Genomic DNA, 25002 nt, shown 5'->3' on the forward strand with positions numbered 1-25002 from the left:
AGGGGGATAGATGCATGTTAAAAAGGATTCTTTCATTCTTTACAATTACTATCTTGTGTCTCGGTATGGTAGGGTGTGGCTCAGAGGGAAATACTTCAAAAGAAAACAATACCGGCACAACATCTGAAAATTATGTAGAAGAAAAGGAAGGTACAGAAGCAGGAACGGATAATCATACGATTATGGTTACGATTGGAGAGCAGAAATTTGAAGCGATATTAGAGGATAATAAAACAGCAGAAGAATTTAGTAATAAGCTGCCGGTTACTTTTGGCATGTCAGAATTGAATGGAAATGAAAAGTATTTTAATATGGATGTGAGCATCCATTCAGAACCGGAGCAGGTGGGAAAAATAGAGGAAGGGGATCTGATGCTGTATGGATCGGATTGCGTGGTTCTTTTTTATGACAGTTTTTCTACCGGATATTCCTACACAAGGATAGGAAAGATAAAGGATGTTTCGGGGCTTCGTGAGGCAGTTGGAAAAGGGAATGTTACGGTTTCTTTTGAACATGAAAATAATAAAAAATAGAAAATGGAGGGAACATATCTAATGAGAAGTGAAGGAGGATACGATGGCTTCAAGTAAAGATTATCTTGATTATATATTAGAGCAGCTTTCTGGTTTGGATGACATATCCTATAGAGCCATGATGGGAGAATACATTATCTACTATCGCGGCAAAATAGTCGGCGGAATATATGATGACCGCTTTCTCGTCAAGCCAGTGAAGTCAGCAATGGCTATGATGCCGGATGCAAAGATGGAACTGCCATATGAAGGAGCGAGAGAAATGCTGCTTGTAGACGATGTGGAGAACAGAGATTTTCTGAGCGAGTTACTAGAAACAATGTATGAAGAGCTGCCTGCTGCGAAGAAGAAAAGAAATAGATAAAGATAAAGATAAAGAGCAACAGAGCGTTGCTTGTTGTCTTGCTGTAGATATGTGATAATAGAATCAAACCTATCAAAGAAAGGAGATCTGCTCTATGGAAATCAAAGATATACTGAAAACTCTTAGAGAAGAAAAGGGGCTTACGCAGGACGAGTTGGCAGAACACGTCATGGTAACAAGACAGGCAGTGAGTCGCTGGGAGACTGGAGAGACACAACCAAATACAGATACACTTAAGTTGTTGTCAAAGGAATACAATGTTTCGATCAATACACTTCTTGGCAGTCCAAGACTGCTTGTATGCCAGTGCTGTGGAATGCCACTGAATGATGATGATATGATCAGCAAAGAACCGGATGGAACCCTAAACGAAGATTACTGTAAATGGTGCTATACAGAAGGTGAATTTGCTTACAAATCAAGAGATACGTTAATTGATTATCTGATCGGTCACATGCCGAATCCGGATAATTTGTCGGAAGATGAAAGGCGAGTACAATACGACGGATATCTTTTACAGCTTAAGCATTGGAGATAAATATAAGACAGACGGAAGCTTCTCACTACATATTATGGTGGTGGGGAGTTTTTTTTGTGCCTTATCAATCTCTGAGATGGCAGCAGGTTGCTTCTTTATGGTATTGGAATTAACACATACTCACATGAAATTAAATTATGATGTTCTCAAATGATTGCGTTTTATTACTTGTAATGCTATAATAATGCCGTATATATGCTTATTTGAGAGGTGATAATTATGCAAGCATATGCAGAAGCGTATTTGAGCGATGTAGTTGAGAATCAAGGCAAATTATTTGATATGGTCGCACAGGATTATCCAGATAAAGATACCAAAGATTTTATTAGTGTCTATATGTTAAGTAAAACTCGAAAGTGTATTGATGAAGGAAAGGCATATGTAAATACAATGGATGCAAAAGAACTCTTGAAGTATTTTACAAGTACTGAGAATTATGCATTAAAGACAGGAAAAGCTATCGAGGGATTTGCACCGAACTGGATTGGTGAGTTTTATGCTTATTATCAGTGGTATTATGATATTCCGAGTGCGAAAATAATAAAAAAAATCCCTGTAGACTTTCTCATGAAGGCGTATCTTGGTCTTCGTGATTTGGAACTAGACCTAGCAGTTAAAAAGGTGGGTAAAGTTTGATACATGAACATTCGGGTAGCACTGATTGAGTCTTGTAGATGGATGATTTTATGCCTGGAAACCGCGGGAATATGCCCTGTTACGGAGAGTAACATCACTGTTACATTACGTTTCTTTACTGTCACTAAGATTTTTGGGTATGATGAGACTATAAAAAACGTTTTAGAACGAAAACTAAAAGGAGGTCATCATCATGACATTTGGAGAAAAATTAAAAGAAGCAAGAAAAGAAGCTGGATTATCTCAGGAGCAGTTTGCTGAGAAGATGAGCATATCCAGATCGGCGGTAGCAAAGTGGGAATCTGGCAGAGGTTTACCGGATGTAAACAATCTGAAGGTTATGGCACAGTTGCTTGACGTCAGTGTAGATTATCTTTTGGACGAGGATAAAAAGCTCAGCTTTAACGAGGTGAAAGAAGCTATTGACCTTGATTCCTTTGAAATAACAGGCAAATGCAGGAGTAAAATGGACGCAGCATGTTACTCCAAATTTAAGAGAGCTGATGCAATATATCCTCTTATTTGCAGAAAAAGAATGAGCAAGGCAGAATGGCTCGTGGATTTTATAGTAGGACCCGGAATTATTCAGGGTGCTGATTATTTGAATGGTGCTTCAGCGTATTATCTTGTAGAAACAGGGGGTAAGCAGTTTTTGGTTAAGGTAGTATCTGATTTTATTATTACAAGCGAATTGACTAGCAAAGTAGATCCGAGGAAATTTGAACTTGGAAATCATTTATTCAAAAAAGCCCCATATCAGCTAATCTGACATCAAACAATTCCTTTGGGATTACCTGCTGTCTGATTCCACTTATAACGGGAAAGCAATTGCCTCATCATATAGTTTCTTTAGTGTTCCGATGAAATCATGCAAACTTTTCCTGTTGTCAGTTTTATGAGTGCAGAGTACGCAGTCAAAGGTTTTTTTACACTCATAAGGAATCCAAGCAAACTGTCCACTATGATCATTTAGAAAACCTGGAGCAAGGCATATGCCGCGACCGGCAGCAACGTTGGTTAGGGTAGTTTCATGATCGGGGCTGTTGAAATATGAAATCTTACCTGAAGACATAAGATTTTGCTGGACAGAGCGCAGAAGTGCTGGAGATCCCCCGCCTACCATAAGGGTTCTTCCGTATATATCCTCTTGAGTAATGATGTTTTTGGTGGCAAGAGGGTCATTCTTGTCTGTAATTAAATATATATGACTTTTGAACAGCTCGTGGACAATAGTACCTGCGAGCTGTTTTGTATGTTCTTTCAAAGTAAAGAGTATATCAGCTTCATTTTTCAGGAATGAGTCCATACCACCTTCGTATTGGAATTTTGGAGTGATTTGCACGTGGGATTGGCTTTTCTCAAAGATACGGATAGCTTCAGGAAGAAAATATATAGCTTGTCTTACCATAAGGCTTATGCTTATATTGTCACTGTATCTGGCGCTGAAGTTTTGTCCTTGCTCGATGGCACGTTTCATATCATCACGCATATTTACAAGAAAACTTACAAATTGCTGACCTGCAGGGGTAAGAGTTGCACCTTTGCCATTTCTCTCAAAAATTTGAAATCCCACTTCTTTCTCTAAAAGCTTAATCTGATAGGAAAAGGTGGGCTGGCTTACAAACATATTCTCCGAGCCCCTTGAAAAATTTTGAGTTTTTGCAAGTTCGATACAATAATCTATTTGTTTTGTAGTCATAGTATCCTCCAATTATATAAATTATTTAAAAATTAAATAAGGTATTTAAGCTTTCTATTGGACATTTTACACCATTTATGTGAAAATGTAAATAGAAAAATAATCTGCAATGTATATATAGTATCAGAGCAAATGGAATAAGCACATAAAAGATAAAGAACTTCCTGGCACATATTGATAAAGTGTCAGAAGAGTGGTAGAATCAAATAAATATGTATGGTCTACAAGGGGCCGGAAAATAAGAAAGTGAGGGAAAGGTAATGAGTGAAAAAATAGTACAGACAGCAGGAAGAGAGCAATTGGGGAAGTTTGCGCCGATGTTTGCACATCTCAACGATGATATTCTTTTCGGCGAGGTATGGAATGAGGAAGCAATTGATGTAAAGACAAAATGCATTATTACAGTAGTTTCGCTTATGGCATCAGGTATCACAGATTCTTCTTTAATTTATCATCTTCAGAATGCTAAGGCTCACGGAGTTACAAAGGAAGAGATTGCTGCAATCATAACTCATGCAACTATGTACGTTGGCTGGCCAAAAGGTTGGGCAGTATTTCGTCTGGCAAAGGATGTATGGAATGAAGACATTCCTGAAATCACAGAAAAGGACAGATATCAGAATACGATTTTTTTTCCTATCGGAGATCCAAATCCTTACGCGAAGTTCTTTGTAGGGCAGAGCTATCTTGCAACTGTGTCTACTGAACAGGTTCCGGTTTTCAATGTGACTTTTGAACCTGGGTGCCGCAACAATTGGCATATTCATCATGCGAAAAGTGGCGGCGGTCAGATGCTGATTTGCATAGGCGGAAGAGGGTATTATCAGGAGTGGGGTAAAGATGCGGTAGAGATGACGCCGGGAAAAGTTATAAATATTCCTGCGGAAGTAAAAAACTGGCACGGAGCGGCTTCTGATGCGTGGTTCTCGCATCTTGCAATAGAGGTTGCCGGTGAAGAAACAAGTAATGAATGGTTAGAATCTGTATCAGATGAAGATTATGATAAGTTGTCATAATTCACCAATAGGGGGAAAGAAAATATGATGAGAAAGATATTGGTACCGGGAACATTTATACTGACATTGGGATTTGTGGTATGTTTGTTGATTTCCACGGCAGATAATGTTGCATTTGCCGCTGAGACCAGACTCTCGGCAAAGCAAGTTATGCTAAAAAAGGGACAAACATTTAAACTAAAATATAAGAAAGCAAAGAAGGTAAAATGGACATCTTCCAAAAAAGAAGTAGCTACAGTGAAAAATGGCAAAATAACTGCGAAAAAACCTGGTAAGACAACCATAATTGCCCAAAATGGTAAGAAGAAATATCGATGTACTGTGACTGTAACTAGTGGAAAAAGAAAAGTTCTTGTTTTATATTTTTCGGCAACAGGTACCACGAAAGCTGTTGCGAATAAGGTGGCTAAGGCAGCAGGAGCTGACATTGTGAGATTGGTTCCTCGAAAAACATATACTTCTGCTGATTTAAATTACAACAGTGATTGTAGGGCAAATAGTGAGCAGAACAATAATTCAAAGCCTGCTATAGCAACAACGATAAGGAATATAGCGCAATATGATGAGATTTTTATCGGATATCCGATTTGGCATGGTAAAGAACCTGGTGTGATACGAACATTTCTTTCTAAAACTAAGCTTAAAGGAAAAAATATAATACCTTTCTGTACATCCGGAGGAAGCGGTATTTCTGGTAGTATTGCCCACATAAAGGAGTTTGCCAAAGGTGCAAGTGTGAAAGCTGGCAGGGATTTGACAGATGATTCGGATACGAAAATTAAAGAATGGGTTAGTCCGTTATTATAATTCATGATATAATGTTGCCATTTGAGAAAAGGACAAAAACTAGGAAATCATATATTTACATTAGAACAAACATGTGTTATACTGTGATAGAATATAAAAAAAAATCTAGGAAGGGGACAAACCATGAAAAGAATTAAGACTATCACTTCAAAGAACTTGAAAGACACAGTTAAGACTGGTGGATGTGGTGAGTGCCAGACTTCTTGTCAGTCTGCATGCAAGACATCTTGTACAGTTGGTAACCAGACTTGCGAACACAGCAAATAATCTTGGTTTTATATAACTTGATTTGAAGGGCTGGCTGAACAGTCATGAGTTCAGCGAGGTCCTTTTTGTGTCGTTTTGAGATAAGAAGATTAGGATGAGGTAGAAATAATGATTCATTGTTATAAATTTAACGGTGATAACATAGTAATGGACGTGAACAGTGGCTCTGTTCATGTTGTTGACGATGTTGCATATGACGTTATAGAGCGCTATGAGGGGGAATCCAGAGAAGATATTGTCAAATATGTAAGAGGAAAATATTCCGAAAGTGAGATTTCTGACCAAGAGCTGGATGAGCTGTTCGATGACATCGAATCACTCAAGGCGGAAGGTACACTTTTTACAGAGGATACTTATAAAGAAGGGGTTCTAGATTTTAAGGCAAGAAAAACTGTTGTAAAGGCGCTATGCCTTCATATTGCGCATGCATGCAACCTTTCATGTAGATATTGCTTTGCCGGAGAAGGAGAGTATAAGGGAGACAGATCTCTTATGAGTTATGAGACCGGCAAGAAAGCCCTTGATTTTCTTGTTGCAAACTCAGGAAGTCGAGTTAATTTGGAAGTGGATTTCTTTGGTGGAGAGCCATTGATGAATTTTGATGTTGTCAAACAATTGGTAGAATACGGAAGAAGTCTCGAAGAAAAGCACAATAAGAATTTTAGATTTACCCTTACTACTAACGGTATGCTCTTAAATGATGACATTATAGAATTTGTCAACAAAGAGATGGATAATGTGGTACTTAGTATCGATGGAAGAAGAGAAATACATGATTATATGAGACCAGACAAGGCGGGAAATGGAAGTTATGACAAGATTCTTCCTTGGTTTAAGAAGGTTGCAGAGAGTAGAAATCAGACGAGATACTATGTCAGAGGAACATTTACAAGACACAATCTGGATTTTGTGAAGGATGTTTTGCATTTGGCAGATTTGGGATTTGAGCAGGTTTCAGTCGAACCGGTTGTGGCAGATCCATCAGAGGATTATGCTATTAGGGAAGAGGACTTGCCGACTATCTTCAAAGGATATGAGGAACTGGCCACAGAGATGCTCAGACGCGAGAAAGAGGGAAGAGGCTTTACGTTCTTCCACTATATGATTGATCTGACTGGCGGACCTTGTGTATACAAGAGACTTTCAGGATGTGGCTCGGGAACGGAATATTTGTCTGTGACACCATGGGGTGACTTGTATCCATGTCATCAATTTGTGGGAAATGAAGAATTTCTCCTGGGAAATGTCGATGATGGGATACAAAATGTCGATATAGTAAATGAGTTTAAGTTGTGTAATGTTTATGCGAAGAAAGAATGTAGAGATTGCTTTGCGAAGTTTTACTGTAGCGGTGGATGCGCGGCCAATGCGTATAACACTCATCAGGATATTAACAAACCATATGAGATAGGATGCGAATTGCAGAGAAAGAGAACAGAGTGTGCTATCTGGATTAAGGCAAAGCAGGCAGAAGAGAATTAAGGAGGCCGAGATGGATATCGGAATAGATTTGGGTACAGCGAGTATCCTTGTATATGTCAAAGGGCGTGGAGTTGTATTAAAAGAGCCTAGCGTGGTTGCATTTGACCGCGATACCAATAGAATTATGGCCATCGGGGAAGATGCCAGATTGATGCTCGGTAGAACGCCGGGAAATATTGTGGCAGTCAGACCTTTGCGTCAGGGTGTTATCTCAGACTATTCTGTTACTGAGAAGATGCTCAAGTATTTTATTCAGAAATCAGTGGGAAAGCAGAGATTCCGCAAGCCGCTTATCAGTATCTGTGTTCCAAGTGGAGTTACAGAAGTTGAGAGAAAAGCGGTAGAGGATGCTGCATTCCAGGCTGGTGCAAGAGATGTTAAGATTATCGAGGAACCGATTGCTGCAGCTATTGGTGCCGGAATCGACATCGCTAAGCCATGTGGAAATATGATTGTAGATATCGGTGGAGGAACATCTGATATTGCGGTTATTTCTCTTGGTGGAACTGTTGTCAGTACATCAATTAAGATTGCGGGAGATGACTTTGATGACGCAATCGTTAGATATATGAGAAAGAAGCACAATCTGCTTATCGGTGAGCGAACAGCGGAGGATATCAAGATTCGAATTGGATCTGCTTATCCACGTCCGGAAGTTGAGACAGTAGATGTGCGCGGACGTAATCTGGTTACAGGTTTGCCAAAGACCATTACAGTTACGTCTGAGGAAACTGAAGAGGCACTTAGAGATGCGACATTCCAGATTGTAGATGCTGTTCACAGTGTTCTCGAGAAGACTCCGCCGGAACTTGCGGCAGATATCGCAGACAGAGGTATCGTACTCACCGGAGGAGGAAGCTTGTTATATGGCCTTGAGGAATTGATCGAGAGCAGAACAGGTATTACAACGATGACAGCTGAGGAGCCTATGACAGCCGTTGCCATAGGAACTGGTAAGTATGTCGAATTCTTAAGTGGAGGAAACGGCCAAGACTAGGAGGGAAGCCTATGCTAAGAGGTCTCTATACCGGTTGGACCGGAATGGTCAATGAACAGAAAAGACTAGATGTTGTTTCTCATAATTTGGCCAATGCCGACACCCTTGGTTACAAGGCGGAGAGTGTCAGCAGTCAGGCATTTGACAAGATGCTTACAATTAAGATAAGAGATGGATCTCAGGCTTACCACAACCAGGCCATCGGCAAGATGAGCTTGGGAGTAAAAGTGGGTGAGACGTTTACCGATTATTCTCAGGGTTCACTTAGAGAAACGGGAAATACGTTTGACCTTGCTTTGAGTGGAAAAGGATTTTTTGCTATTAAGTATACTAATTCAGAGGGAGACGAGTCCGTGAGATATACGCGAGACGGAAGTTTTCAGCTGACAAAAGATGGTTATCTTGTAGATACAGAAGGTAATCGAGTGCAGGGAGAAAATGGGAATATTCAGATTGATCCAAGCTCCACTAATGTGGCGATAGGGCGCGACGGAAGTATATTTGTCGACAATGAGAATGTGGACACTATTAAGGTCGTGGATTTTGAGGACTATGATTATGTAGTTAAGCTTGGAGACAACATGTATACAGTTGTGGACGGAGCCAAGGAAACCGAGGCTGCAACCGATGTTCTGCAGGGATATACAGAGCAATCCAATGTAAATGTTGTATCTGAGATGGTTGATATGATTACCATCACAAGAGCGTATGATACCAATCAGCGCGTTATGAAGTCAATCGATTCCATGCTTGACAAGGCAGTTAATCAGGTTGGCAGATTGGGAAGCTAATGTTTAACTGTATGATGTAAAGTAAAATGTGATAAATGTCGATATAATTTTGAGACATTGTGTTATATTTTCGTTTAGGGGGAATGCTTATGATGCGTTCATTGTGGACTGCAGCTTCCGGAATGGCAGCGCAGCAGACAAATTTGGATACTATTTCAAATAATTTATCAAATATAAATACAACGGGATACAAGACAGAGGCTGTCAACTTTAAATCATTGATTTATCAAACTTTGCAGCAAAAGTCTTATGATAGCAAAGGTGAGCCAAAGCCTGTAAGTGCACAGGTTGGATTGGGAGTTAGAAGCTCTGCGATTGTATCTGATTTTACACAGGGAGCATTGCTTGAATCAAAGGGAAAGTTCGATTATGCGATTCAGGGCGAGGGATTTTTCATGGTGAGAACCGGCGATGGAAGTGTTGGATATACCAGAAATGGTAATTTCAATGTGAGCCTTACATCGAATGGTATGGCTCTCACAGACAGTGCGGGAAATCCAGTACTCAACACTCAGGGGCAGCCGATTATATTCCCAAAGAACATTGACTCGTCAAAGCTCTCAATTGATATGAATGGTGGATTTGCTTATCCTGATGCCAATAACAATGCTAGGCCTCTTGGAATACAGATAGGTCTTGCTACTTTTCCAAACCCTGCGGGCTTGGAGAGAACTTCAGATACTATTCTCAAGGAGACAGCGGCTTCAGGAACATTTACTATTTCACAGGCGTCAGCACTTGGATCCAAGGTGGTTTCGGGATATCTCGAGGGATCTAATGTACAAGCTGCAGATGAGATGGTTAATATGATTATTGCGCAGCGTGCATATGAGATGAACTCTAAGGCTATACACGCTTCAGATGAGATGTTGCAGACGGCTAATAACTTGAGAAACTAATTAGAAATACATAATTAGGAGTGATTAATTATGGCAATTTCAGTAAGTGATTTATATAGCAGCTTGGGCAGTGGGACTATTGCTCCCGGCACTATTGCGAGCACAAGCAACGCGGAACATTTGACAAGTCAAATCGAAAATGCTCAGACTGATTTGCAAGCTAAAGAAGCATGTGAACAATTTGAAGCCTATCTGATTCAGCAGATGTTTAAGTCCATGGAGGAATCCACGAAGGCGCTGACAAGCGATGATGAAGAGAGCGATAGTGACGATTATGTCGATATGTTTAGCGACAATATGTATCAGGAAATAGCGGAGAATATGGTGGCTAATGGCGGTGGATTGGGTATAGCGAAGATGCTTTACGAGTCCATGGAGAGAAATGGCCAGATAGAAGGAAGTAAAGAATTATAATCTATGGAACAGCGACAAGGTTATGTAGAACATATTATTTTTAGAAATACAGAAAATGGATATACAGTTTTTGAGTTGGCCTGTCAGGATGAAGACGGGGAATACTTAGAAACATGCGTAGGAAACTTCCCCTTTATCAATGAGGGGGAGTATCTCTTGTTATGGGGAAATATCACCCACCATCCAACATATGATGATCAATTTAAGGTTACGAAGAGTGAAGTGAAGGAACCGGAGGATGCCGTTGCTATGCAGAGGTATCTTTCTTCTGGTGTCATAAAAGGCATTGGAGCGGGGTTAGCTAAGAGGATAGTTGACATGTTCGGCGACAGAACATTTGAAATTATCGAAAAGGAACCTGAGAGATTAGCGGAAGTAAAGGGAATAAGCAAGAGAAAAGCGACGGAAGTCTATGAAGCTTTCGAGGAAAAAAAAGAAACAAGAGAGGCATTTATATTTCTTCAAAAGTATGGTATTTCCAATCAATTAGCAGCTAAAATATATGATAAATACAAGGGAAATGTATATGATATTATACAGAATAATCCTTACAAATTATCCGAAGACATCAGAGGTATTGGGTTTAAAATAGCAGATGATATAGCTGCCAAAATAGGCTTTGATGTCAATTCGATATTTAGGATTAAGGCCGGGATAATATATGCGTTGGAAAATGAAATATCCAATGGACATATATTTATACCCGAGGTGGAACTCTGCAAAAAAAGTGTGGAGATTCTCGCCGTTCCCCTTGAAAGAATAATGGAAACAATAGAAAAAATGATAATTGATAAAGACTTGATTAAGGACAATGAAGATGTATATCTACCGGTTCTCTATTATGGTGAGATGGGAGTTGCGAGGATGCTCTGTGATCTGGATCAAGTCTCATATCAGTTTGATGAGAGTCTGGAGAGGATGATTCAGGATTCACAGGGAATAGATGGAATTTTTCTGGACGAGAACCAGCTTGATGCTGTTCGAGAGTCTCTCGTAAAGGGAGTTCTGGTGATTACGGGAGGACCGGGAACGGGAAAAACAACAACTATAAACCGTATTATCAAGATGCTTGAAGCTCAAGGGGAGTCCATACTTTTGGCGGCGCCAACAGGACGTGCGGCCAAGAGGCTCAGCGAGACCACGAATAGAGAGGCGCAGACAATACACAGGTTGCTCGAATACAATGGCGCGGGGCTCGAGAGTAACAGTGACAGTTATTCCAATGACAATAAGGGACTATTTGCCCGCAATGAGTTTAACAAACTGGAGTCGGATGTAATAATAATTGACGAGATGTCTATGGTGGATATATTTCTCTTCTCCAGCCTGCTGAAGGCGATACCTGTGGGGACGAGACTGATTCTCGTAGGTGATGTGAATCAGCTTCCGAGCGTTGGCCCCGGAAATGTTTTGAGAGATATTATTGATTCGAAAATATTCAGCGTGGTTAGGTTGGAACAGATATTTAGGCAGGCGGCCATGAGTGATATTGTGGTGGGGGCCCATGACATCAACAAGGGTCGAATTCCGAAGCTCAACAACGACAGCAAAGATTTTTTCTGTTTGGAGCAGGACAATAGCCATGATGTTTTGGGTGTGGCACTCACTCTTGTTAGGGACAAGATGCCGGCCTATGTTGACTGTACACCATTTGATGTCCAAGTGCTCACTCCTATGAAGAAGGGAGAAACCGGCCTCATAAAGTGCAACGAAGTTTTACAGAGATATATTAATCCGCCTTCCAAATCCAAGGCGGAGATGGAGTACAGAGACAACATATTCCGAGTTGGGGATAAGGTGATGCAGACCAAGAATAATTATCAAATCCGCTGGCAGATTGAGGGGTATAATGGCATAGTGATAGAGGATGGAACCGGAATATTTAACGGAGACATGGGAGTTGTGGACTCGGTTGATCTGTTCAACAAGGAGATGACGGTTATATTCGATGACGAGAAGAAGGTAACGTATACAATGGCCAATATGGACGAGTTGGAGCTTGCATATGCCATTACTATCCATAAGTCCCAGGGAAGCGAGTATCCTGCTGTGGTTATTCCTATCATGGGAGGCCCCAAGATGCTTATGAACAGAAATCTTCTCTATACGGCGGTGACGAGGGGGAAGAAGTGTGTTATCCTTGTGGGAAACAAAAATGCCATAATAGAGATGATCAATAATCAGAACGAGAGAAAACGTTATTCTTCGCTGAAGAAGAGGATTCTCGAGGTAAAAAATTAAGATTGAAAAAGAGTGTATATTTTGGTAGAATAAATAAAAGAGGGTAAAGGTGGAAAGATTACTAAGAATACTTTATACGCCACGTTGTGTTGTTTGTGGCAAATCTCTCGGTTTGCGAGGCCTTCAGGAGCTATGTGAGGGCTGCAGAGACAAGGTGAAAATAGTCCGTGGACCGAGATGCATGCATTGTTCTAAGCCAATATATGATGATGAGCAGGAGTTTTGCGGAGATTGCAGAGATCATGCAAGTCAGATCGAAAGTGGCATGGCATTGCTTGAATACAATGAGGCTGCGAGGAAGATCGTAGCTAGATTTAAGTATGAAGGGGATTTGGATTGCGGAATATTTTTCACCGACAGAATGGTTGATGAACTACGAAGTTGGATAGAGCAAGTTAATCCAGATATTATAATCCCGGTTCCGGTACATCGAACACGTTTGAGGTACCGTGGGTTTAACCAAGCTGAGGTAATGGCGCGGCGGATTGGCGAGAGGATGGACATCCCCGTTGATTCTGTGTCTCTCAGGCGCATCAGCAAGACGCTTCCGCAGAAGAATCTTGACAGGAATCTGAGGTATTCTAATCTCAGAAAATCCTTAGAGGTGGATGAAAAGTTTTCTTGCAGTGGCCAGAAGAGAGTTCTCCTTGTGGATGATATTTATACCACCGGGGCGACACTAGAAGCTTGTGCGTCAGTGCTAAAGCAAAATGGAGCAACCCAAGTCAATTCGATATGTATGTGCATTGGTTGTGGAGATGTTTGAATTTGTGCACTAAGGAGGATGATTGTTATGGATCTTGCTACATGTAGAAAATGCGGTAAATTGTTCAATTATATTCACGGCGAACGACTTTGCCCGAATTGCATCAAGGAAACAGAAGAAAAGTTTAAACAAGTTAAGAAGTATGTTTACGACAATCCGACTGCCGGAATTGATAAGATTTCTCAGGATAATGATGTTTCTGTCAGACAGATTAAGAAGTGGGTTCGCGAGGAGAGATTGGTATTTTCTCAGGATTCACCTATAGGAATTGAGTGTGAGATGTGTGGACAGACCATCAAGACGGGAAGGTATTGTATGGATTGCGCTACCAAGATTCGCAAGGGATTGGCTATGCCAAGACCGTCGAGAGAATTGGATATTCCAGCACCTAACACCAGAGAGAATAGAATGAGATTTATGAAGAACTAGAAGTTTGCGCAGAGGCTTATGACCTCGAGAGAGCCCGGGAAGCAGGTGGCTTGGGCCATTAGCACATAACCTGAATCGGTAGAAAAATGAAATTATTAACAGTTGCAATTCCGTGTTATAACTCGGAAGAATATATGTTGAATGCAATAAATAGCGCATTAGTAGGTGGGGATGATGTAGAAATACTCGTTATTGATGACGGTTCTACAAAGGACAATACAGCTAAGATTGCAGATGAATGTGAAGCTAAGTACCCGGGAATTGTGAAGGCAATTCACCAGGAAAATGGCGGACATGGAGAAGCAGTTAACGCCGGTATTAGAAATGCAACGGGACTCTATTATAAAGTTCTTGATAGCGATGATTGGCTTGATAAAGACGCTTTGATAAAAGTAATTGATAAGATTAAGGAGTTTGTTCAAGAGGGAATTAAAGTAGATATGATTCTTGCAAACTATGTATATGAGAAGCCAAGTGAACATAAGCACAAGGCGATTGATTATGCAGATGCATTCCCGGTGGACAAGGTATTTAGGTGGAGCGATACCAAGAAACTCAAAATCAGTCAGAATATTTTGATGCATTCGGTAATATACAGGACTAAGCTTTTGAGAGATTGCGGTTTAGAGTTGCCTAAGCATACATTTTACGTTGATAATATCTTCGTATATGTACCACTTCCACATGTAAAAACTATGTATTACATGAATGAAAATCTCTATAGATATTATATTGGACGTGAGGATCAATCGGTCAATGAAAAGGTCATGATTAGTCGAATAGATCAGCAGATTAGAGTCAATAAGATAATGATCGATGAGATAAGAATTATGAGAATACATGACAAAAAATTGCGCGATTATATGATCAAATATCTCACTATGATGATGACGGTCAGCTCCGTATTTCTCATCAAAGAGGGAAGTCGAGAGAGTATCGACAAGAAGAAAGAACTCTGGCATTATCTCAAGGAAAAGGACAAGGTGGTTGCCAGAAAGGTAAATATGCAAGCTCTGAGCGGTCCTATGCATCTCAGGGGAAAAGCAGGACGAAAATTGATTGTGTGGGGATATTCCATCGCAAGAAAGATATATGGATTTAATTAAAAAAAACTGTCGGGCAGTGCTCGACAGTTTTTTTAAAATTATGCTGGTCTTACAAGCGCTTTGCAACGAAGCAAACCCACTCATTTAATTCGTGCTTATCTATAACCTCAAATCCGTTGGCAACCAGCGCATTCTCCACTTCGTCAGCTTTGGTGTCAAGAATTCCGGAGGAGATAAATATTCCGCCTTTCTTGAGGTGCTTTGGAACGATTGCAGACAGCGGAATGATGACATCTGCTAATATATTGGCGATGACAATATCATTGTCTGCTCTTACTTTATCACTAATATTTTCATCGGCTACCGGCGCCTTGAAAGTATAGGAGTGATCAGTTGCCTCGCCGTTTATCAAATCCCCTGTATATACTTCGAATTTCTCTCTTGGTACAGAATTCTTATCCAGATTTTCGGCGGCGACTTTTGTGGCATCGGGATCGATGTCAGTTGCGATGACATGTCTTGCTCCGAGTTTTGCCGCTGCGATGGCAAGGATTCCGGTTCCGCAACCGACGTCCAGAACCTGCTTGTCGGAACATTTTACCTGGGAGAGAGCTTTGATACAAAGCATCGTCGTCTCGTGAGTTCCGGTTCCAAAAGCCATTCCCGGATCAATCTCAATGACAATATCTGACTCGCTATTGTAGTCAGATACCTCGTCTGCGTCCTCCCAGCTTGGCTTGACTATTATGTTTGAAGATGCTCGGAAGGGCTTGAAAAATGTCTTCCAATTGTTCATCCAATCCTTGTCCTCGGTTTCCGATACGTCAATTGTTCCCGCACCTATGTTGGTATAAGGGGAAATCTCTGAGAGAATATCGTTAACTTTTTTTAGTATTTCTTCTTTGTTGCAATCTTGTGGTTCGATATAAAAATTGACTTTTGCCGTACCGTCATTGTCCACCGGATCGGGCAAAATGTCCACAAACATCTGGCTTTTTTCTTCTTCTGTCAGAGGGATGTTATCATCGACTTCGATTCCCTCAATCCCCGCTTCATCCAGCATATAGCTGAGAAGGTCAACTGCATCATTGTGCGTGTTTATAGTAAACTTTATCCACTTCAATTTAGCTTCCTCCAAAATGAAAATTTTATGAAATTATAGTAGCATTTAAAAATGGGTTTGTCAACGGCGCGGTTGTGTGCGTAAAATGCTTGATGAGACAATGTGAAGAATAATTAGAAACCCCTTGATGATTTTGCCAAAATGTGCTATACTAGTTAGGTATTTTTTAAGAAAAGGAGACGTTCTCAATGAACAGTAAGGTAAAAGGTATACTACAGGTCGTTGGAATTGTACTTGTAGCAGCAGCATTATGTTTTGTAGTATTTGTAGGGATTGGAGCAGGCAAGAGAGGAAGTGCCAAGAATATCAGACTTGGACTTGACTTGGCCGGCGGTGTAAGTGTTACTTACGAAGCTAATAAAGCTAATCCTACAGATCAGGAAATGACAGACACAGTTTACAAGATGCAGAAGCGTGTGGAAAATGAGAGTACTGAAGCATCAGTATATCAGGAAGGCGCAAACAGAGTAACTGTAGACGTTCCTGATGTTTCAGATCCTCAGGCTATCCTTGATAAACTTGGAAAAGCCGGATCACTTGAGTTTGTTATGGAAACTGACATCAAGAAGGGTGAAAATGATCAGGCCCAGTTTGATAAGTCTAAGGTTTTGATGGATGGATCAATGATTCAGACAGCAGAGGCAACAACTCAGGCAGATCAGAAGACTGGAAAGAATGAAAATGTAGTTAAATTGACTTTGACAGGCAAGGGCGCAAAGAAATTTGCTACAATTACAGGAAATCACATTGGTGATGCACTTTCAATCGTATATGACGGAAAGGTTGTTTCATCTCCTGTAATTCAGGCCGAGATCACAGATGGAGTCGCTATCATCTCAGGAAGCTTTGATCAGTTTTCACAGGCAGAAGATATGGCTTCAACACTTCGTATCGGTGCTTTGCCACTCGAGCTTAAGAATATACGTTCTAACATCGTTGGAGCGAAGCTTGGTGTAACATCACTTAAGACTAGTATCTATGCTGGTATCGTAGGTCTCATCCTCGTAATGATCTTCATGATCGTCATGTATAGATTGCCGGGTGTGGTTGCATCAATCAGTTTGGCAATTTACACATCTGCAGCATTGGTTGCAATGAATCTCTTGGATGTGACATTGACATTGCCGGGTATTGCCGGAGTTATCCTTGCCATAGGTATGGCGGTGGATGCCAACTGTATCATATTTACTCGTATCAAAGAGGAGATCGGTACAGGAAAGACAGTTAAGTCATCTATCAAGCTTGGATTCGATAAAGCGCTTTCAGCTATCATTGACGGTAACGTAACTACATTGATCGCTGCAGTAGTTCTTTATATCAAGGGTTCAGGTACTGTTAAGGGATTTGCACAGACATTGGCAATCGGTATCATCATCTCAATGGTTACAGCTATCTTTGTAACAAGATGGTTGCTCAGAGGTTTTGTAAATCTTGGACTTGAAGATGCTAAGTTCTTTGGTACAATCAAAGAGCGTAAGACAATTAACTTTGTTGGGAACGCTAAGAAGTATATCGTTATCTCAGGAGCTATTCTCCTTATCTGTATCGCAGGTTTGATTATAAACAAGACACAGACAGGTAACATCTTGAATTACAGCCTTGATTTCGTTGGTGGTACATCAACATCAATTACATTTGACGCTGGTGCCAAGGGATTTGATGGTCAGGGAAATGCAACAACTGACTTCAAGCAGGAAATCGAAAAAGCAGTTAAGGACATCACTGGTGTACAGGCAGCAGAGTTGTCTGATGTAGCTGGAGAGAATACTCTTATCGTTCGTACTGTTACACTTTCTGAAAAACAGCAGAAGGACGTTAGAGATCAGATTTCAGCTAAGTATAATGTATCACAGGATAAGATTGAGCAGGAGACAATCTCAGCATCAGTCAGTGATGAGATGAGAACAGATGCGGTATTTGCTACAATCCTTGCAGCAATATTCATGCTCATCTACATCTGGATTAGATTTAAGAATCTTGCATTTGGTGCAAGTTCAGTTGCAGCTCTTATCCATGACGTTATGGTTGTATTCACAATCTACGTAGTACTAAGCCACTTTATCACAGTTGGTAGTACATTTATCGCAGTTATGTTGACAATTGTGGGATACTCTATCAACGCAACAATCGTTATATTTGACCGTATCCGTGAGAATAAAGCTAAGGCTTCAAGCAGATCTGATATGATGGAGATTGTTAACCAGAGTATCACACAGACATTGAGCCGAAGCATCAATACAAGTATTACAACACTTATCATGGTTGTTGTTCTTGCAATTATGGGAGTTGATTCAGTAAGACAGTTCTCAATTCCATTGATTGCCGGTATCGTTTCTGGATGCTATTCATCAGTATGTCTTGCAGGAACAATTTGGTTCTTCTTGAATAAAATCAAGAAAGCCCCATCCAAGAAAAAATAATCTAGTACCTTATAAAGGGCGTGATAAACGTTGAAGAGAAAGATAGATTCTAAGTATATACAGATAGGCATCGTGGCATTCTTTGTCATGATTGCCGTATCTCTCTTCTCCATTCTGGTATTGAATATTGGTGCTTTGGGAGATTTTGTAGATAAGATAACAACTGCACTTATGCCGATTATAATTGGTTTTTGCATAGCTTATCTGCTAAATCCTCTGGTAAAAAGATTGGAGCGAGCAGTTATAATCCCTCTCTTGTATAAGGTTACGAGAAAGAGAGAGTTTATTAACAAAGTTGCGAGAGTAATTGCAGTATTCATCGTATTGATCGGCGCAATTGCTGTTATCGTATGGCTCCTCATCTTGGTAGTGCCTGAGGTCCTTGACAGCATAATTAAGCTAGCCAAGAATCTCCCGACTTACTACAAGAATGTAGTTGGTTTTGTCCATGACATCAAGGATAAGCACCCTATGATTGCTGGTTATACAAAGGAGATAGCAGATTCATCATATACTCAATTCAGAACATGGTTGCAAGAGAAGATTGTCCCTACAAGTACTGATGTATTGTCATTTATATCAGCGGGAATATTTGATGCAATCGGAGTCCTGGGAAATGTTTTTATCGGCTTAATCATATCAATCTATATGATGATCGATAGAGAAAAGTTCCTTGGACAAGCTAAGAGGTTGGCATTTGCAGTATTTGAGAAAAAGAAGGTTCGATTCTTGTTTGAACTCATGCAGGATATCGACTATACATTCATCAAATTTTTTGGTGGGAAGGTGATAGATAGCCTTATCGTGGGAATTGTCACATTCATCTCCCTCAGTATTGCAGATATACCTTATACATCTCTTGTCAGCGTTTTGATTGGCGTGACAAATATGATACCTATGTTTGGACAGTTTATCGGAATTATACCGAGCGCAGTCCTAATCGTAATAGTTGATCCCGTAAAGGGAATTATCTTCCTCGTAATTGTAATTATCATCATGCAAGTTGATGGAAATATCATTGGACCGAAGATAATAGGTGAATCAATTGGTATCAGTAGTTTTTGGATTCTATTCGCCATCGTCATAGGTGGATATACCTTCGGTATTCCGGGAATGGTTTGTGGCGTCCCACTCTTTGCCGTGGCTTATAAGCTCATGCGAAGGTGGAGTCGCAAGAAGTTGCTCCAGAAAGGATTACCGGATGACACCGAAAAGTACAGAAGAAAACAATTATAGTTGAGATTTGAAGGGGCTGTCGCACTAAGACAGTCTAAAAACAGGAAGAGTCCAACCGACTCGAGACGCAATGCATGCGCATTGAAGTCTCTCTCTGGTTGCCCTCTTCCTGTTTTTTTCGGAATCGCATAGCGCTGGTCTTACTCACGTCGTTCGTAAGACAATAATTGGAAACGCATATCGCTGGTCTTACTCACGTCGTTCGTAAGACAATAAACGCGTATTGCATGTAAAATTCCTGAGAACCCCTCAGAGAAGCCCCCGGAGAACCCCTCAGAGAAGCCCCCAGAGAACCCCCAGAGCCCAAACTCCTCAAGCCACCCCTATCTCTTGCTCACAAGAATCTCGCCGCTATTAGGTGGGAGGGTTATGACGATATTGTCGTTTTCTATTTGGAATTCATAATTCATTAACAAGCTTTCATAGCTGTCTCTACCCTGGCGATTGATATATAGTTTTGCCTCTGAGTCGTCATTGTTGACGATAGTTATACAGATTTCATCTTCGTATGTCCTTGCGAAAGCATATTGTCTGTTTGTTAATAGGATTTCTCTGTAGTCGCCGTGAGAAAGTGCTTTACATGAACGACGGACATTACCTAATTTTTTGATAAAAGTTGCATATTTGCCTGTTTGGTCGAGGGTTGAGAGCTCTAGATGAGGTCTAAGGGAGTCATCCGATCCTTGTTCTTTGTGCCCTTCGATGGCAAATTCTGAGCCGTAGTAGACGGATGGGATTCCCGGAAGGGTATATAAGAGAATGTGAACAGGGAAGTAGTGTTCTTTGTTGTTTAACTTTGTATAGATTCTCTCAACATCGTGATTGTCTACGAAATTATATAGTTTGAAATTGGTTAGTGCACCGCCTGCCATGTCATTTAGGCGTTTGACGGTATGGGCAATTTCAAAGTAATTATGGTCATTGTGTCCTGAGTAAAGTGCTTTGTGAAGATGGTAGTTGGTGACTGAGTGAAGTGTTTCAGCGTTGACCCATCTTGAGTATTCTCCGTGAATTACTTCTCCCATTAGCCAGAAGTCGGGCTTGACTGAATTGGCAACGGAGCGGAGAGTTTTCATGAAATCAAAGTCTAGTACATCGGCGGCGTCAAGGCGGATTCCATCGATGTCAAATTCAGAGACCCAGAAGCGTATGGTGTCGCAGATGTAATCTTTTACTTCCGGATTCCATTGGTTGAGTTTGACTAGAAGGTTATATCCACCCCAGTTATCGTAAGAAAAACCATCATTGTACTCGTTGTTGCCGTAAAAGTTTACGTTGCAGTACCAATCTTTGTAATGGGAGTTTTCTCTGTTTTGAAGTAAATCCTTGAAGGCAAAAAAATCTCTGCCGGTGTGATTGAAAACGCCGTCCAGAACAACTTTTATTTCGCGGTCGTGACAAGCTTTGACAAAATTTGTTAGATCCTGATTATCCCCCAGTCTGGAGTCAAGTTTTCTGTAGTCGGTGGTTTCATAGCCATGTCCGACAGACTCGAAGAGGGGACCGATGTAGAGGGCGTTGAAGCCCATGTCTTTTATGTGATCTAGCCAAGGGATTAGAGTCATTAATCGGTGTTCTACTCCTGAATATGGGTTTTGCTTTGGAGCTCCACAAAGTCCTAGTGGGTATATGTGGTAAAATATTGATTCATCGTACCATGCCATATAAATCGCCTCATTTCTAACGTTTTATTTAATTATACAATACAGCTAAAAAGGTTGCAAGACATGGGAAAATTTGATAAAATAAAAATTGGGGTTTGTTCGAAAGAGCATGAAGAGAAATGTGATTGAGATTAATAACGACTAGTATTCTATAAGTACGCCAGTTTGACAATCGACGGAAGTGGCTTTTTAGGCGTGCAATTCTAATTGTTATTATTCCCATTTATATAATATTATTAAGGAGCAACTATAATGAGAAGAAAGTCATGTAAGACGATTGGGGCATTACTTGTAGCAACAATGGTTCTCTCTTCAACAGGGTGTGCACTTTTTCCAACAGAAGAGGAATTTTCAGCTCCACCTATCGTCAAAGAGTTCGAATCAGAAGGTTATAGCAAGGTGACTGTCACCAGAGGAAACCTTCAGAAAGTTGAAGATATTAATGCAAAGTACAAGGGAACTGTACGAGAAGAACTTATGCCTGACGGGTCAGGAATTATCGAGAAAGTTTGCGTAAAAAAAGGACAGAAAGTAGAAGCAGGAGATGTAATCTTTCACTATCTTATTCAAAGTGGTGAGAATTCTTTGGAAGAGTCTACTAACAAGATAGAAGATTTGACACTGCAGATAAAGCATGCCAAGAGACTTATGGAGCTCGAGGTGGCTAAACTCAAGAGAACGGGTGGAAGCAGTGAAGATATCGCAAATGTAAAGAATCAATATACTCAAGAAATCAAATACTGTGAGTCGAGTTTAAAGCTAGCTAAACTTGATAAGAAGATAGCCAAGGAAGAAATCGAAGAGGGAGATGTTACTGCCTCGGTTGATGGAACTATCAAGAAGATTGATACTGCCATGATAGGTGGATACGGTGATCCGGAGAAACCATTGGTGGTCATCGAGGGTAAGAAGAAGAATCGATTTGAGGCTAATTCCAAGTTTGCGAAGTACTGTAAAGAAGGACAAGTTGTCTCGATTGATGTAAAGGGCCATGAACACAAGGCCGTTATCAAGAAGGACAAGTCGGCTCCAAATTCGGTATATTTTTATCCAAAGACAAAAATCAAAATAGAAGATGACACACTTGGCACTTACAAGGTTGTCCTCAAGGAGAGAAAAAATGTTCTGTACCTGCCAAATTCCATCGTATATGCCATGGGAGACAAGAACGTGGTCTATTATGAAGATGAAAATGGTCTGAAATCCACAAAGGAAGTTAAGGTTGGAGAGACTATTCAGAACTTCGTGGAAATATTGTCAGGAGTAGAGGAAAACGAACAAGTTATCGCGAATTAATCAGGAATTCGGAAATAATCGAGAGAAGGTGAACTGAGTGAAGAAGGTAATAGCAATTTGCCTTGTTACAATATTGTGTGTATGTGGATGTGAGGAAAAGAAAGAAGAGAAGGTTCCGGAGTTGATCGAAGCGGTTGGCGTTGATTTTGATACAGTTGAAGTTAAGAAAATGGATTTGAGCGGTATTAATTCATATGTTGCTCAGATTATGCCGGTCACAGAGGACCTTTCATTTAAGACATCAGGAACAGTTGCTGATTTGTATGTTTCAGTTGGAGAGCATGTGAAGAAAGGGCAACTCTTGATAGAGCTTTCCAGTGCCGGTGGTCAGGTGAAGGAATTGAAGAAGCAACTCAAGGAAATGATCAAAGGTCATAAGAATGAAAACCAGCAGAGTCAATATGATATTGAGATGCTCAAGGAGACCATCAGGAATCTCAAAAGTCAGCTGAAAAAATCTAAGAGCCCACAGGAAAAGGATGGTCTTAAAAAGCAGATTATAGAAAAAGAAGAAGATGTGAAGATTTCTCAGGAGAAGCTAAGGCAGCAAAAGGAGAATCAGAGCGTCTATGAGAGAAGACTCAAGGAGAAAATCAATAAGAGTTCAAAGTCCGGTAAGAACAGCAAATTATATGCTCCTATTGAGGGAGATGTTGTATCTACCACGGGTGGACAGGGATATATGGTCCAGGGTGGAGATAAGGTGATTAGTATTGCTAACATGCATAAAGCCAAGTTAAAGACTGATTATATAGGTGAATCAGAGCTTGCAAAAGCAAGTAAGTACTTGGCGGTTATCGATGGGAAGAAATACGAAGTTGAGGCCGAAATTGAGGAAGTATCGCAGATTGAAGCCGAGAGAGGCGAGTATCCAGAGGAATCATGGTTCAACTTTGTCAATCCCAATGTAAATGTTAAGATCGGAGGATCGGCATCATTGGAACTCTATACGGATTCAGTTGAAGGTGCTGTAGTTGTTCCATCTAATGCTTTATTTAAGGGATCATCAGAAAAGTATGTATACGTCGTACAAGGTGAAACCAAGACTAAGAGAGTCGTGGAGGTTGGAACGGAGACCGATGCATATGTACAGATTATATCAGGAGTAAAGGAAGGGGAAAGAGTATATGTCGAAGATTAAGATATTAGGATTATGCTTTTTGTTAACTCTTCTTGTTACGGGATGTGGAAGCGAAGAAAAAAAGCAAGAGAAAGCATATTTGTATGAGGGACCGGTGGCAGATGAAACTGCTTCAGGAGGAGCGGTTTCCGGTGAAGCCGTTTCTGCAGCTGCATTGGGTGATGCGACAGAGTATGAGACGACTGTAGTGAAGAAAGGTTCCTTCAAGGAGGAATTTAACAATACTGCGGATATAGAATATACATCAACGTCAACTATATATATTGACCAGGAAGATGCTATTCTAGATTCCATAAAGGTTAAGAAGAATCAGTTGGTAAAAAAAGGCGATGTCCTCGCTTATTATCATGTTGAGACATCAAAGTCCAAGATGTCCAAGATGAAGATTGAAAATGAGCAGGCCAGAGCAGAATACGAGAAGGGATTAAGTGCACTTCAAACTGATTTGAACAATGCCAAAAAGCAGCTTTCATATCTCACGGATTCGGTGGCGAAGAAGATGCAGAAGCTTGAAATCAAGAAAAAGCAGTCTGAAATCGAAGAGTACAAGAAACGTGAGAAGGAAGTTAAGGAAAATGAAAAAGAGTACAACAAACTCTTGAAGATGAGATCCAAGACACCTCTTATTTCTAAGAAGACAGGTAGAGTGGTGGATGTCAATCGCTCTGTGATAGATGAAGAGCTTGATGCAAGTACTGAGATTATCACCTTGAGGAATAACGACAAATGGAAACTCAGAGTTGCAGATGCCAACAACCAGCTCAGATATAACATGGATGTAGAAATCAGATTGGGTAGAAAACTCAATGATTACGATCATATATTAAAGGGAAAGGTTGTTACAACTACCATGCTTACTGGTGTTGAGGACCTGGATTCCGAAGGAAATAACAAAGTATATATTGAAGTTAGTAAAGCAGATCGCAAGAAATACAATTTCGAAGATTACAATATATACATTCATGCTGTTTCTTTTGAATTGAAGGATACTTTGCTCGTTGATGCCAATGCCATTAATGAGGAGGCATATGAGCACTACAACAAATCATATGTTTACCTCTTGGAGAATGGAAAACTTCACAAGAGATTTATTGTTAGTAATTATCACAATGACAAAGTATATGCTGTAAGCCAGGGACTCGAGGAAGGCCAGGTACTTGCCCTCGTCTATTAGTTTTATGACATGATAGTCACAGA

25 protein-coding genes are annotated in these 25002 nt (G+C 40.5%); 22 read left to right on the top strand and 3 right to left on the bottom strand.

From position 1 onward, the window contains the following. Positions 1-14 precede the first annotated feature (14 nt). The 5 genes from L877_RS0101310 (at position 15) to L877_RS13780 (ending at position 2840) form a co-directional block, all read left to right on the top strand. Positions 15-533 (top strand): cyclophilin-like fold protein, encoded by a 519-nt coding sequence (locus L877_RS0101310; protein ID WP_026834550.1) that lies wholly within the window; start codon positions 15-17, stop codon positions 531-533. Positions 534-576: 43 nt separating this feature from the next. Beyond that, positions 577-897, top strand: a complete 321-nt coding sequence (locus L877_RS0101315; RefSeq protein WP_026834551.1) for a TfoX/Sxy family protein — start codon at positions 577-579, stop codon at positions 895-897. A 94-nt stretch (positions 898-991) separates the two neighbouring features. After that, the gene (locus tag L877_RS0101320; RefSeq protein WP_026834552.1) at positions 992-1435 is read left to right on the top strand and encodes a zinc ribbon domain-containing protein; all 444 of its coding nucleotides are present in this window, start codon (positions 992-994) and stop codon (positions 1433-1435) included. 219 nt (positions 1436-1654) lie between these two features. Next, a complete protein-coding gene (locus L877_RS0101325) occupies positions 1655-2071 on the top strand; it encodes a hypothetical protein (protein ID WP_026834553.1) in 417 nt (138 codons plus the stop codon). A 193-nt stretch (positions 2072-2264) separates the two neighbouring features. Further along, entirely contained in the window at positions 2265-2840 is a 576-nt protein-coding gene (locus tag L877_RS13780) for a helix-turn-helix domain-containing protein (protein WP_084554721.1), read from the top strand. 42 nt (positions 2841-2882) lie between these two features. On the opposite strand, the gene L877_RS0101335 is transcribed toward L877_RS13780, so the two are convergent. Then, entirely contained in the window at positions 2883-3770 is an 888-nt protein-coding gene (locus L877_RS0101335) for a LysR family transcriptional regulator (protein ID WP_026834554.1), read from the bottom strand. 260 nt (positions 3771-4030) lie between these two features. Here L877_RS0101335 and L877_RS0101340 point away from each other — a divergent pair, with 260 nt between their 5' ends. From L877_RS0101340 to L877_RS0101400, 12 genes are all read left to right on the top strand, one after another. After that, positions 4031-4786, top strand: a complete 756-nt coding sequence (locus L877_RS0101340) for a carboxymuconolactone decarboxylase family protein (RefSeq protein ID WP_026834555.1) — start codon at positions 4031-4033, stop codon at positions 4784-4786. 24 nt (positions 4787-4810) lie between these two features. Then, positions 4811-5593: a flavodoxin gene (locus L877_RS13255; protein ID WP_051437600.1), complete on the top strand. Its 783-nt coding sequence runs from the start codon at positions 4811-4813 to the stop codon at positions 5591-5593. Positions 5594-5716: 123 nt separating this feature from the next. After that, positions 5717-5860, top strand: a complete 144-nt coding sequence (gene scfA / locus L877_RS11690) for a six-cysteine ranthipeptide SCIFF (protein ID WP_034784745.1) — start codon at positions 5717-5719, stop codon at positions 5858-5860. Between the two features lie 108 nt (positions 5861-5968). Further along, the gene (gene scfB / locus L877_RS0101360; RefSeq protein WP_026834556.1) at positions 5969-7342 is read left to right on the top strand and encodes a thioether cross-link-forming SCIFF peptide maturase; all 1374 of its coding nucleotides are present in this window, start codon (positions 5969-5971) and stop codon (positions 7340-7342) included. Between the two features lie 10 nt (positions 7343-7352). Continuing rightward, positions 7353-8339, top strand: a complete 987-nt coding sequence (gene mreB / locus L877_RS0101365; RefSeq protein WP_034784747.1) for a rod shape-determining protein — start codon at positions 7353-7355, stop codon at positions 8337-8339. 11 nt (positions 8340-8350) lie between these two features. Next, positions 8351-9130, top strand: coding sequence for a flagellar basal-body rod protein FlgF (gene flgF / locus L877_RS0101370; protein ID WP_026834558.1), 780 nt, complete (start codon positions 8351-8353; stop codon positions 9128-9130). A gap of 89 nt (positions 9131-9219) precedes the next feature. Continuing rightward, positions 9220-10029, top strand: a complete 810-nt coding sequence (locus L877_RS0101375; RefSeq protein ID WP_026834559.1) for a flagellar hook-basal body protein — start codon at positions 9220-9222, stop codon at positions 10027-10029. Positions 10030-10059: 30 nt separating this feature from the next. After that, positions 10060-10443: a rod-binding protein gene (locus tag L877_RS0101380; RefSeq protein WP_026834560.1), complete on the top strand. Its 384-nt coding sequence runs from the start codon at positions 10060-10062 to the stop codon at positions 10441-10443. Positions 10444-10446: 3 nt separating this feature from the next. Next, a complete protein-coding gene (gene recD2 / locus L877_RS0101385) occupies positions 10447-12684 on the top strand; it encodes an SF1B family DNA helicase RecD2 (protein WP_026834561.1) in 2238 nt (745 codons plus the stop codon). 49 nt (positions 12685-12733) lie between these two features. Continuing rightward, a complete protein-coding gene (locus L877_RS0101390) occupies positions 12734-13450 on the top strand; it encodes a ComF family protein (protein ID WP_026834562.1) in 717 nt (238 codons plus the stop codon). Between the two features lie 27 nt (positions 13451-13477). Then, entirely contained in the window at positions 13478-13879 is a 402-nt protein-coding gene (locus L877_RS0101395) for a flagellar protein (protein ID WP_026834563.1), read from the top strand. Between the two features lie 86 nt (positions 13880-13965). After that, a complete protein-coding gene (locus L877_RS0101400) occupies positions 13966-14985 on the top strand; it encodes a glycosyltransferase family 2 protein (protein ID WP_026834564.1) in 1020 nt (339 codons plus the stop codon). 49 nt (positions 14986-15034) lie between these two features. Here L877_RS0101400 and prmA read toward each other — a convergent pair whose 3' ends face one another. Further along, entirely contained in the window at positions 15035-16048 is a 1014-nt protein-coding gene (gene prmA / locus L877_RS0101405; RefSeq protein WP_026834565.1) for a 50S ribosomal protein L11 methyltransferase, read from the bottom strand. A gap of 188 nt (positions 16049-16236) precedes the next feature. Between prmA and secD the strand changes: the two genes are divergently transcribed. Together secD and L877_RS0101415 are read left to right on the top strand one after the other, a co-directional pair. Further along, on the top strand, positions 16237-18468 hold the full coding sequence (secD, locus tag L877_RS0101410) for a protein translocase subunit SecD (RefSeq protein WP_026834566.1): 2232 nt from the start codon (positions 16237-16239) through the stop codon (positions 18466-18468). Positions 18469-18498: 30 nt separating this feature from the next. Then, positions 18499-19704: an AI-2E family transporter gene (locus L877_RS0101415; protein ID WP_026834567.1), complete on the top strand. Its 1206-nt coding sequence runs from the start codon at positions 18499-18501 to the stop codon at positions 19702-19704. 323 nt (positions 19705-20027) lie between these two features. Here L877_RS0101415 and L877_RS11695 read toward each other — a convergent pair whose 3' ends face one another. Further along, complete coding sequence (locus tag L877_RS11695) at positions 20028-21368, bottom strand: alpha-amylase family glycosyl hydrolase (RefSeq protein WP_084554722.1); 1341 nt, start codon at positions 21366-21368, stop codon at positions 20028-20030. 252 nt (positions 21369-21620) lie between these two features. Between L877_RS11695 and L877_RS0101425 the strand changes: the two genes are divergently transcribed. The 3 genes from L877_RS0101425 to L877_RS0101435 are packed head-to-tail and all read left to right on the top strand — an operon-like array spanning position 21621 to position 24979. Then, the gene (locus L877_RS0101425; protein WP_026834568.1) at positions 21621-22664 is read left to right on the top strand and encodes an efflux RND transporter periplasmic adaptor subunit; all 1044 of its coding nucleotides are present in this window, start codon (positions 21621-21623) and stop codon (positions 22662-22664) included. 37 nt (positions 22665-22701) lie between these two features. After that, positions 22702-23805, top strand: a complete 1104-nt coding sequence (locus tag L877_RS0101430) for an efflux RND transporter periplasmic adaptor subunit (protein WP_026834569.1) — start codon at positions 22702-22704, stop codon at positions 23803-23805. Continuing rightward, positions 23792-24979 carry an efflux RND transporter periplasmic adaptor subunit gene (locus L877_RS0101435; RefSeq protein WP_026834570.1) on the top strand — a complete coding sequence of 396 codons (1188 nt, stop codon included), beginning with the start codon at positions 23792-23794 and terminating at the stop codon, positions 24977-24979. Before L877_RS0101430 ends, L877_RS0101435 begins: the two co-directional genes overlap by 14 nt. Positions 24980-25002 lie beyond the last annotated feature (23 nt).

It is taken from the genome of Eubacterium xylanophilum ATCC 35991 (assembly GCF_000518685.1).
GTDB classification, from domain to species: Bacteria; Bacillota; Clostridia; order Lachnospirales; family Lachnospiraceae; genus Eubacterium_F; species Eubacterium_F xylanophilum.

Excerpts from the sequence above, each read along its gene's own strand:
- L877_RS13780 (WP_084554721.1), top strand. The coding sequence starts at position 2,265 with ATGACATTTGGAGAAAAATTAAAAGAAGCAAGAAAAGAAGCTGGATTA.
- scfB (WP_026834556.1), top strand. The coding sequence starts at position 5,969 with ATGATTCATTGTTATAAATTTAACGGTGATAACATAGTAATGGACGTG.
- L877_RS0101335 (WP_026834554.1), bottom strand. The coding sequence starts at position 3,770 with ATGACTACAAAACAAATAGATTATTGTATCGAACTTGCAAAAACTCAA.
- scfA (WP_034784745.1), top strand. The coding sequence starts at position 5,717 with ATGAAAAGAATTAAGACTATCACTTCAAAGAACTTGAAAGACACAGTT.
- L877_RS0101380 (WP_026834560.1), top strand. The coding sequence starts at position 10,060 with ATGGCAATTTCAGTAAGTGATTTATATAGCAGCTTGGGCAGTGGGACT.
- recD2 (WP_026834561.1), top strand. The coding sequence starts at position 10,447 with ATGGAACAGCGACAAGGTTATGTAGAACATATTATTTTTAGAAATACA.
- L877_RS0101395 (WP_026834563.1), top strand. The coding sequence starts at position 13,478 with ATGGATCTTGCTACATGTAGAAAATGCGGTAAATTGTTCAATTATATT.
- L877_RS11695 (WP_084554722.1), bottom strand. The coding sequence starts at position 21,368 with ATGGCATGGTACGATGAATCAATATTTTACCACATATACCCACTAGGA.
- L877_RS0101435 (WP_026834570.1), top strand. The coding sequence starts at position 23,792 with ATGTCGAAGATTAAGATATTAGGATTATGCTTTTTGTTAACTCTTCTT.
- L877_RS0101320 (WP_026834552.1), top strand. The coding sequence starts at position 992 with ATGGAAATCAAAGATATACTGAAAACTCTTAGAGAAGAAAAGGGGCTT.
- L877_RS0101315 (WP_026834551.1), top strand. The coding sequence starts at position 577 with ATGGCTTCAAGTAAAGATTATCTTGATTATATATTAGAGCAGCTTTCT.
- flgF (WP_026834558.1), top strand. The coding sequence starts at position 8,351 with ATGCTAAGAGGTCTCTATACCGGTTGGACCGGAATGGTCAATGAACAG.
- L877_RS0101425 (WP_026834568.1), top strand. The coding sequence starts at position 21,621 with ATGAGAAGAAAGTCATGTAAGACGATTGGGGCATTACTTGTAGCAACA.
- mreB (WP_034784747.1), top strand. The coding sequence starts at position 7,353 with ATGGATATCGGAATAGATTTGGGTACAGCGAGTATCCTTGTATATGTC.
- L877_RS0101325 (WP_026834553.1), top strand. The coding sequence starts at position 1,655 with ATGCAAGCATATGCAGAAGCGTATTTGAGCGATGTAGTTGAGAATCAA.
- L877_RS0101310 (WP_026834550.1), top strand. The coding sequence starts at position 15 with ATGTTAAAAAGGATTCTTTCATTCTTTACAATTACTATCTTGTGTCTC.
- L877_RS0101400 (WP_026834564.1), top strand. The coding sequence starts at position 13,966 with ATGAAATTATTAACAGTTGCAATTCCGTGTTATAACTCGGAAGAATAT.
- L877_RS0101375 (WP_026834559.1), top strand. The coding sequence starts at position 9,220 with ATGATGCGTTCATTGTGGACTGCAGCTTCCGGAATGGCAGCGCAGCAG.
- secD (WP_026834566.1), top strand. The coding sequence starts at position 16,237 with ATGAACAGTAAGGTAAAAGGTATACTACAGGTCGTTGGAATTGTACTT.
- L877_RS13255 (WP_051437600.1), top strand. The coding sequence starts at position 4,811 with ATGATGAGAAAGATATTGGTACCGGGAACATTTATACTGACATTGGGA.
- L877_RS0101340 (WP_026834555.1), top strand. The coding sequence starts at position 4,031 with ATGAGTGAAAAAATAGTACAGACAGCAGGAAGAGAGCAATTGGGGAAG.